At 29.4% G+C, this 9546-nt stretch carries 9 protein-coding genes and 1 pseudogene; all 10 read left to right on the top strand.

Features of this window, described 5'->3' with window-relative positions; genetic code table 11:
* A pseudogene (locus tag ACI48P_RS18895) lies at positions 1 to 371 on the top strand (hypothetical protein); the annotation flags it as partial.
* Positions 372 to 426: 55 nt separating this feature from the next.
* Positions 427 to 1161 (top strand): class B sortase, encoded by a 735-nt coding sequence (gene srtB / locus ACI48P_RS18890; RefSeq protein ID WP_475218609.1) that lies wholly within the window; start codon positions 427 to 429, stop codon positions 1159 to 1161.
* Positions 1162 to 1496: 335 nt separating this feature from the next.
* Positions 1497 to 1799 (top strand): hypothetical protein, encoded by a 303-nt coding sequence (locus ACI48P_RS18885; RefSeq protein WP_475218607.1) that lies wholly within the window; start codon positions 1497 to 1499, stop codon positions 1797 to 1799.
* A 36-nt stretch (positions 1800 to 1835) separates the two neighbouring features.
* The gene (gene trxA / locus ACI48P_RS18880) at positions 1836 to 2153 is read left to right on the top strand and encodes a thioredoxin (RefSeq protein ID WP_475218606.1); all 318 of its coding nucleotides are present in this window, start codon (positions 1836 to 1838) and stop codon (positions 2151 to 2153) included.
* 140 nt (positions 2154 to 2293) lie between these two features.
* A complete protein-coding gene (locus ACI48P_RS18875) occupies positions 2294 to 2626 on the top strand; it encodes a winged helix-turn-helix transcriptional regulator (protein WP_475218605.1) in 333 nt (110 codons plus the stop codon).
* Positions 2627 to 2807: 181 nt separating this feature from the next.
* Positions 2808 to 4205, top strand: coding sequence for a dihydrolipoyl dehydrogenase family protein (locus ACI48P_RS18870; RefSeq protein WP_475218604.1), 1398 nt, complete (start codon positions 2808 to 2810; stop codon positions 4203 to 4205).
* 22 nt (positions 4206 to 4227) lie between these two features.
* Positions 4228 to 5445 (top strand): redoxin family protein, encoded by a 1218-nt coding sequence (locus tag ACI48P_RS18865; RefSeq protein WP_475218602.1) that lies wholly within the window; start codon positions 4228 to 4230, stop codon positions 5443 to 5445.
* Between the two features lie 247 nt (positions 5446 to 5692).
* Positions 5693 to 6562: an FAD binding domain-containing protein gene (locus ACI48P_RS18860; RefSeq protein WP_475218600.1), complete on the top strand. Its 870-nt coding sequence runs from the start codon at positions 5693 to 5695 to the stop codon at positions 6560 to 6562.
* 1 nt (position 6563) lies between these two features.
* Complete coding sequence (locus ACI48P_RS18855; RefSeq protein WP_475218599.1) at positions 6564 to 7037, top strand: (2Fe-2S)-binding protein; 474 nt, start codon at positions 6564 to 6566, stop codon at positions 7035 to 7037.
* On the top strand, positions 7037 to 9361 hold the full coding sequence (locus ACI48P_RS18850) for a xanthine dehydrogenase family protein molybdopterin-binding subunit (protein ID WP_475218597.1): 2325 nt from the start codon (positions 7037 to 7039) through the stop codon (positions 9359 to 9361). The genes ACI48P_RS18855 and ACI48P_RS18850 overlap by 1 nt, the downstream gene beginning before the upstream one ends.
* The last annotated feature ends 185 nt before the right edge of the window (positions 9362 to 9546 follow it).

Genomic DNA, 9546 nt, shown 5'->3' with positions numbered 1-9546 from the left:
TTGATCCAACGAAACCGGAAGTGCCAGTTGATCCAACAAAACCGGAAGTGCCAGTTGATCCAACGAAGCCGGAAGTACCAGTTGATCCAACGAAGCCGGAAGTACCAGTTGATCCAATGAAACCGGAAGTGCCAGTTGATCCAACGAAGCCGGAAGTACCAGTTGATCCAACGAAACCGGAAGTGCCAGTTGATCCAACGAAGCCGGAAGTACCAAAGGAGTCAATAAAGTCGGATATAGAAAATAATGATATTACAGAAGATAAAAGTATTCCTAAAACAGGATATACACAATATTATGATGTTGCATTATTAGCAATGATAGCTTCAGCATCAATATTCTTCATAATTAGAAAAAAAGAATATAAATAATAAGCAAAAACGCCCCTTAAAAACATATAGGGGCGTTTATATATAGGTGGATATAATGAAAAAATTAAAATTTATTGAAATAATATTAATACTAATTTTTATAATATCCTTGGGGTATATAGGATGGAATAAATTTATAGAAAGAAAAGAAACTAAAGTCTATGATGATATAAAAAAAATTAAAGAAAAAGAGCTGAATGAACCGAGTAAGCTTGCAGAAGAAAATTATTTGAGATTAAAAGATATTAATAAAGATCTAGTAGGATGGATAAATATTAATAACACAAGCATAGATTATCCAATTTTACAAACTGAGGATAATGAGTTTTATTTAAATCACGATATTAATAAAGACAAAAGCAAAATAGGATCAATATATGTGGACTATGAAGTTAATCTTAAAGATTCTCCTAAAAATATAATTATATATGGCCATAACATGAATAATGATAGCATGTTTTCTAATCTAGATAAATTTAAAAGTAAAGAGTTTTATAAAGATAACTCAATAATTAGTATAAATTTGTTCGGGCAAGAAATGGAATATAAAATATTTGGTGTATGTATAATAGATATCAAAAGTAATGATGATACATTTAAATATAATCAATTTGTAAAACCTAAAAATAATGAAGAAGTACAGGATTATATAGAAGAAGTAAAAATGAGAAGTTTATATGACACAGGTGAAGATGCTTCATTAGAAGACGAATTTATAACATTATCTACATGCTCATCTGAATTAGATGATTTTAGACTTATTGTAGTAGGCAAAAAAATAAATATTTAAATAAGATAAGAAATGGGTATTGATTAAAATATTAATACCTATTTTTTACGCTTAAGTATATTATAATACTTCGAATTATGTGGATAAATTTTTAAGATAAGTAATATCAATAAACTGGTTTTGAGCGTAAAAAATATTTTGAGCAACGGACGAAGTCGTTGGCGACATGAGCAAAGCGAATTTTTTATTAAAGTAAATGAGTTGTTGTATATTTAGATGATGGTTACTAAAAAGTACCTAATTGAGAGCTAAATTAAGATTTGATATATTAACTATATAATAAATCTCAAGAAAGAATTTAAGGGAGAATAACCTTAAATATATAGGTGAACAATATGAACAATAAATTAACTTACAAAATAAAAGATGTGATAAATAAAAATGAATATAAAGATGTAATAATAAAGCACAAAATAGAAGGTGATGATGTACAGATAAACAATGCAAATGTAAGATTTAGATATGATGCAAAAGAAGATAAAGCATATTTAAGTTTTGGAAACTCTGAGGAATATACTGTATGTGAGGTTGAAGATAGCAGAATAAACGAAGTTATAATAGATAGTGATTCTTTAAGCATAGAAACTAATGAAAAAAGCTATTATTGTTATATAAGTGATGAAAAATTATATTATTAAGATAAAAATTATATTATTAAAAAAGGAGAAAGAAAAATGGCAAATATAATAAACAGCAATGAATTTATAAACGAAGTAGAAAATAAAGAGGGTGTAGTTGTAGTAGATTTCTTTGCAACTTGGTGTGGTCCGTGTAAAATGTTATCACCTGTGTATACTTCACTAGGAGAAGAGATGAAAGAAAAGGCAAACTTCTTAAAAGTAGATATAGATGAAAGTATGGAACTAGCTCAAAGATTTACTATAACAACAGTTCCTACTGTAGTGGTATTTAAGAACGGAGAAGAAATGGACAGATTAGTAGGATTTATTCCAAAAAATAGTTTAAAAGAGAAGGTAGAACAATATATATAGATAATTACTCAATAAAGAGCGTAGATGAATCTACGCTTTTTTTATATAATGAATATATCTTTATAGCTAGTATATTGTATTTTATGGTATAATGGATAACTATATAGTTAGAAAAATAATCAAAAGTGGGAGATGATAAGGTGTATAATATAGATGAAATCATATATGACTGTCCTGTAGAAGCTTTATCAAACATATTGGGTAAAAAATGGGTTGCTATAATAATATGGGAATTACAAGATAAAAAAATGAGATTTGGAGAGTTACAAAGAGCTGTAGAAGGTTGTACAAAGAAGATGCTTGCACAACAATTAGACTTGTTAATTGAGCATGAAATTGTGGTAAATGATAAAAAAGTAAGCAATAATACAGTAGAATCAACTTATTACTTAAGTAAGGCGGGATTAAATTTACTGCCTATTATGGAAACAATGATATATTGGAGTAATAAAAACCTTGCTTGTGATAATTAAATAGAAGTTACTAAAAGTGCCTAATTGAGGCACTTTTTTTATTACTATAGTTTATTTACGGAAAAAGATAAAAAATGGAGTGGAAATTTATCAGGTTACTAAAAAGTACCTAATTTAATTAAATCCATAATAGCTATATATTATAAGTAATTAATAAAACGAATAGGAAGGTGCGTTTAATATGATAAATAAATTTGACTCAATAATAATAGGATTTGGAAAAGGTGGAAAAACACTAGCTATGGACTTAGCTAATAAAGGTGAAAAAGTAGCATTAATAGAAGCATCTAAAGAAATGTATGGAGGAACATGTATAAATCAAGCATGTATACCAACTAAAATATTAGAAAATAAGTCAAGTGTTATAAGAAGATCAAATATAAGTGACTTTAATGAAAGAGAATTAAAATACCAAGAATCAATAGATAGCAAAGAAGAATTAATAACAAAGCTAAGAACAGCAAACTATAACAAATTAAATAACAATGAAAATATAACTATATTTACAGGACATGGTTCATTTACAAATGAAACTACAGTAGAAGTAAAATTAGCAGACGGTCAAAATATTTTATTAGAAGGTGAAAAGATATTTATAAACACAGGATCGAAGCCTAACATACCAAATATAAAAGGAGTAGATAACTCAAATATAGTTTATACAAATGAAAGCCTAATGAAGTTAAAAGAATTACCTAAAAAAATGACTATTATAGGAGCTGGATATATAGGATTAGAGTTTGCAGGAATATACGGGTCATTTGGTAGTGAAGTAACTGTAGTTAACAATCAAAGCGCCATACTTCCTAATGAAGATAATGACGATGCTGAAGAAGTAATAAAAATATTACAAAAAAGGAATGTAAGTTTTTTAAATGATGTTTCAATTGTTGAGATAAAAGAAGAAAACAATAAAGCTAAGTTAGCATATACAAAAAATGGACAACAAGAAGCTTTAGAAGTAGAAAGCGATATAATATTGGTAGCTACAGGTAGAAAAGCAAATACAGATGGAATAAACTTAGAAAATGCTAATATAGAATTAAATGAAAGAGGGTTTATAAAAGTAAATGAAGTCTTAGAAACTAGTACTAAAAATATATGGGCATTAGGTGATATAAATGGAGGACCTCAATTCACTTATATATCATTAGATGATTATCGTATAATAATAAACCAATTATTTGGAGATAAGACAAGAAAAACTACAGATAGAAAAAATGTACCAGGATCATTATTCTTAGATCCAGCGTTTTCTAAAGTAGGGTTAAATGTAAAAGAAGCTAAAGCTAAAGGTCATAATGTTTTGGTTGCAAAGATGGCAACAGAAGCTATACCAAGAGCTAAGCAAATAGGTAAAACTGATGGCTTTATCAAAATAGTTATAGATAAAGATAGTGAAATAATACTAGGGGCAACTATGATTTGTGAAGACTCTAGTGAAATGATACATTTAATACAATTAGCAATAGATATGGGATTAAAGTATACTTATTTAAGAGATAGAATATATGCTCATCCTACTATGACAGAAGCTCTTAATGATGTGCTATCACAAGCTTTTATTAAAGAAGCATAAGAAGAAATAAGCAGGAGGAGTAATGGAAAATTTAAATTTAGTAGTAGTTTTTATAGAAGGATTATTATCATTCTTATCACCTTGTATATTGCCAATATTGCCGGTGTATATAAGTATATTATCAAACAGTAGTGTAGAAAATTTAAATAATGGAAGTTTTGCTAAAAGTTCATTATTTAAAAATACATTATTCTTTACATTAGGTATATCAACTACGTTCTTTATATTAGGTTCATCAATGAATGTACTAAGCTCATTCTTTAGTACGAACAAAGACTTAATAATGATAGTTGGCGGAATAGTTATAATACTTATGGGGTTATTCTACATGGGTGTTTTAAAATCAAGCCTTTTAAATAGAGAAAAAAAATTCCAAATGAAATCTAAAGCTATGAATCCAATAACGTCATTTTTATTAGGTTTTACATTTAGTTTTGGATGGACTCCTTGTATAGGCCCTATACTTGCATCAGTGCTTATTATGTCTTCAAGTGCAGATAGCCAGTCTACATCTTATTTGTTATTAGGAGTTTATACAATAGGATTTATAATACCATTTCTATTAGTTTCATTATTTTACAATAAATTGATTACTAGTATTGATAAAATTAAAAAGCATATGGATATTATTAAGAAGTTTGGTGGTATAGTCCTTATAATATCAGGTATAGTGATGTTATCTAATGGAGTTAATATTAAGATAAACTCTTTAAATATTGAAAATAATAAAATAGAAAATAATCAAAGTGCAGGAAATGAACAAATAGAAGAACATGAACAAAGTAAAGATGAACAACCAGCTGAGGATGAAAAAATACCAGCTATAGACTTTACTTTATACGACCAATATGGAAAAGAGCACAAACTAAGTGATTATAGAGGAAAAACAGTATTTTTAAACTTCTGGGCTACTTGGTGCCCTCCATGTAGAGAAGAAATGCCTTATATAGAAGATTTATATAAAGAATACAATAAAAATAATGATGATGTAGTAATCCTTGGGATTGCATCACCAAATTTAGGAAATGAAGGTAACCAAGAACATATAGAAAAGTTTTTAAAAGATGAAGGTCATACTTTCCCTGTAGTATTTGATGAAGGAGGAAGTTTAGTTTACCAGTATGGTATTAGTGCTTTCCCATCAACATTTGTTATTGATAAAGATGGAAACATATCTCAATATGTAAGAGGTGGATTAGATAAAAATACTATGAAATATCTTATAGAGGTATCTAAATAGGAGTATGAGAAATAAATAAAGGCTTTGTAGATTATAATTCTGCAAAGCCTTTATTTTATTGCAATATAAAAATATGCTACTGTATTTATTAATATTGATTAAATAACTTCTATAGCTAAAATGACAAAAGTGCAACTATAAACCTTAAGGTAAAAGTATTTATTTGGTAAAATATAAAATATCATGAAATAGTTTATTAATACAGTCACTTAAAATAAGCGAATTTTTTATTTGAGGAGGATTATATATGGGAGAGTTAAAATACTATAAACCAACTACCTTAAAAGAAGCAGAGAATTTATTAATAGAAAATGGATCTGATTCAAAGATACTAAACGGTGGAACTTTTGTAGTATCGCAATTAAAACTAAATAATAGATTTGAAAAACCAACGGCATTAGTTGATATAAAGGGGATAAAAGAACTAAAACAAATTACTTTCTCAAAAGAGGAAGGGATATATATAGGGGCTACAATGACTATATCAGAAATAGCTCATCATAAAGATGTAGTAGAAAACTATACGGTATTAGCAGATGCGCTAGAATCAGTAGGTTCTGGGCAAATAAGAAATAGAGTAACTTTAGCAGGAAACAACTGTACAGTATCTCCTTTTGCTGATACTACTACACCATTACTGGTACTAGATGCAGTATTTGAAGTTTATTCAAAAGGAGAGTTTATAGATATACCTGTAAATGATTTTTATAGAGGATTTAGAAAGAATGCACTATCTCGTTCAGATATAGTAACAGGTATTAAAATACCTTACTATAAAAATCTTGAGGGAATATTTACAAAAATAGGTAGAAGAAAAGAGTTTGATTTATCTACTATAAGCTCCACAGTAGCTAAGGTAAATGGCGAATATAGAATAGGGCTACAAACTGTAGCACCAACTCCAATTAGAGCAAAACAAACAGAAGAATATTTGAAAGATATAGATTTTAAAAATAATAATATAGATTTAGAAATAGCTGAATTAGCTGGTGAAATAGCAAAGAGTGAGTGTTCACCAGTAGATGATTTAAGAGGAAGTAAAAAGTATAGATTACAAATGGTAAAAGTAGCAGTTAAGCGTAGTTTAATAGAGTTATTTGGCTTGGAGGTAAAATAAGATGTACAGTATAGAATTTACATTAAACAATGAATTAGTAGAAGTAAGTGTAAGTCCTGAGCTAACACTTGTAAAACTTCTTAGAGAAACCTTTGATTTAATAGGAGCAAAAGAAGGTTGTGGGCAAGGAGAATGTGGTACTTGCACTGTATTAATAGATGGAAAACCAATAAACTCGTGTTTAGTATTAGCAGTAGAAGTAGACAAAGCAGAGGTACTTACTATTGAGGGGTTAAGTGAAGATGATAAGTTAGATGTACTACAAAAGAGTTTTATGGATAAAGGGGCAATTCAATGCGGATACTGCACACCTGGAATGATAATGTCAGCAAAAGGACTTTTAAAAATTAATCCAAATCCTACAGAAGAAGAAGTGATAAAAGCAATAAGTGGAAATTTATGTAGGTGTAGTGGATATAAAAAAATAGTAGAAGCAGTACTAGATGCATCTTCAAAAGATGGTGGTGGTGAATAATGGATTATATAGGGAAGAGTATATTGAAATCAGATGGGATAAAAAAATCTACAGGAGATTTAAGGTATGTAGATGATATAAAAATTCCAAATATGTTATATGCAGCAGTAAAAAGAAGCCCATACCCACATGCAAAAATTATTAATATAGATATATCAAAAGCAAAGGAATTAAAAGGTGTAAAAGTAGTAATAACAGGAGAAGATGTTCCTAATAAAGTAGGGGCTCATTTAGGAGATAAAACATTTTTAGCAGTTGATATAGTTAGATATGTTGGAGAAGGAGTTGCAGCAGTTGCAGCAGAAACTGAAGAAATAGCTAAAAAAGCAATAAGTTTAATTAAGGTGGAGTATGAAAAACTTCAACCAGTTACAAATGCTAAGGAAGGTATAAAAGAAGATTCACCATTAGTGCATCCTAACCTTCATAATTATAGAAAAGCTAAAGTATTAAATTCGATAGAGGGTACTAATATCTGTGAGCATTTTAAATTGAGAAAAGGAAATGCAAAAGAAATATTTGAGAAAGCTGATTATGTATTTGAAAATGAATACCATGTGCCCCATATTCAACATTCTGCCTTAGAAAACCACTGTGCTATAGCAAAAGTTGAAAGAGATGGAGATACAACAGTATGGTCATGTACTCAATCTCCATATATAGTTCGAAGTATTTTAGCAGATGTTTACAATATACCTTTAAATAAATTAAGAATGATATCTCCAGCAGTTGGAGGTGGATTTGGATCTAAAACAGGAAATACCTTAGAAGGGATTGTATTACCACTAGCTAAAAAAGCAAAGGGAAGACCTGTAAAACTTACATATTCAAGAGAAGAAAGCTTTAGCAATTCATTTTTAAGACCTGCATTGTTTTCTAAATATAAAACAGCAGTTAATAAAGATGGAAAAATAATAGGTATGGAAGTTGAGTATATATGGGATGGTGGAGCCTATGCTGAGTTTATTACTAAAATAACTAAATCAGCAGGATATACTGCAGTAGGTCCATATGATATAGAAAATATATGGTGTGATTCTTACTGTGTTTATACAAATAATTTAGTAGGAGGTCCATACAGAAGCTTTGGAATGTCAGAGATACATTTTGGGATAGAGCAAAATATGGATGATATATCAAATAAATTAGGAATAGATTCATTAGAATTTAGAAAAATTAATGCACAAAAGCCAGGCGGAAAAATGCCAACAGGAGGACCTGTATATAACAATTGTAGCTATATAGATTGCTTAGATAAGGTAGCAAAATCAATAGAGATAGATAGGCCAAGTGAAAAGCCAAACGAAAAGTGGAAAGTAAGAGGTAAAGGTATAGCTGGAGGCGCAAAAGCACCATCAATGCCGCCAAATGCGTCTTCTTCAGCGATTATAAAATTAAATGAAGATGGTACAGCATATTTATCAATAAGCTCGCAAGATATAGGACAGGGTTCAAACACAGTTATGGCACAAATTGCAGCAGAGATCGTATCTATACCAGTAGAAAAAATATCTGTAAATACTGGAGATACAGCAACTACACCATATGAATGGCAAACTGTAGCAAGTAGAACGACTTACTCAACAGGAAATGCAGTATCAAAAGCCTGTGAAGATGCAAAATCACAGATATTAGAATTAGCAAGCATTAAATTTAATGAACCAAAGGAAAGCCTAGTATTAGAAAATGAGCAAGTAATATGTAAAAATGATAATAGCAAAAACATTAAAATTTCAGATATTGCTATAGGGTTAGTAGTAAAGGGTGGCTCTGGGATTCACGGCCCAATAATAGGTAGAGGATCATTTATACCAGAAGGGATAAAAGGACTAGACAAAGAAACTGGACAAGGTGATAAGCCAGCAGCCTTTTGGACTTATGGGGCAAATGGGGTAGAAGTTGAAATAGATATAGAAACAGGACAAATAGAAATAATAAAAATTACTTCATGTTGGGATGTAGGAAAAGTAATGAATCCTAAGTTGATCGAAGGTCAATGTGAAGGTGCAATGATGCAGGGAATAGGTTCTACTATTTTAGAAGAAGTAATATTTGATAATGGTAAGTTTGTAAATTCTTCTTTTACAAATTATAAAATACCAAATGCTTCAGATATGCCAAAGATGGTATGTGAATTTTTAGAAAATCCTCAGCATGATGGGCCATTTGGAGCAAGGGCAATAGGTGAACCTGCAATGATAGCAACAGCACCTGCAATTGCCAATGCAGTATATAATGCTATTGGTATTAGGATTTGTGACCTTCCTATAACGCCAGAAAAAATACTAAATGGTATAAATCTGAAAATGGGTGAAATAAGATAAATAATAAAACTGTTTATCCCATAAAAAACTGGGTAAATAATAAATACAGAATAATTAACATAAGCGCGATTTAAAAAACTTTATGGCAAAACCCCCTTTGAAAGCCAAACTTTATTAAAATATATAATTTTAAAATATATTTTATAGAGTTTGGCATATTTTTTGCTTTTATATAAATGTGAGAT

This window comes from Romboutsia sp. LXY-2, from assembly GCF_056171995.1.
Note: the sequence above shows the minus strand (reverse complement) of the source record. Positions and strands in the feature narration are given on the sequence as shown.

Excerpts from the sequence above, each read along its gene's own strand:
- ACI48P_RS18885 (WP_475218607.1), top strand. The coding sequence starts at position 1,497 with ATGAACAATAAATTAACTTACAAAATAAAAGATGTGATAAATAAAAAT.
- ACI48P_RS18860 (WP_475218600.1), top strand. The coding sequence starts at position 5,693 with ATGGGAGAGTTAAAATACTATAAACCAACTACCTTAAAAGAAGCAGAG.
- trxA (WP_475218606.1), top strand. The coding sequence starts at position 1,836 with ATGGCAAATATAATAAACAGCAATGAATTTATAAACGAAGTAGAAAAT.
- ACI48P_RS18870 (WP_475218604.1), top strand. The coding sequence starts at position 2,808 with ATGATAAATAAATTTGACTCAATAATAATAGGATTTGGAAAAGGTGGA.
- srtB (WP_475218609.1), top strand. The coding sequence starts at position 427 with ATGAAAAAATTAAAATTTATTGAAATAATATTAATACTAATTTTTATA.
- ACI48P_RS18855 (WP_475218599.1), top strand. The coding sequence starts at position 6,564 with ATGTACAGTATAGAATTTACATTAAACAATGAATTAGTAGAAGTAAGT.
- ACI48P_RS18865 (WP_475218602.1), top strand. The coding sequence starts at position 4,228 with ATGGAAAATTTAAATTTAGTAGTAGTTTTTATAGAAGGATTATTATCA.
- ACI48P_RS18850 (WP_475218597.1), top strand. The coding sequence starts at position 7,037 with ATGGATTATATAGGGAAGAGTATATTGAAATCAGATGGGATAAAAAAA.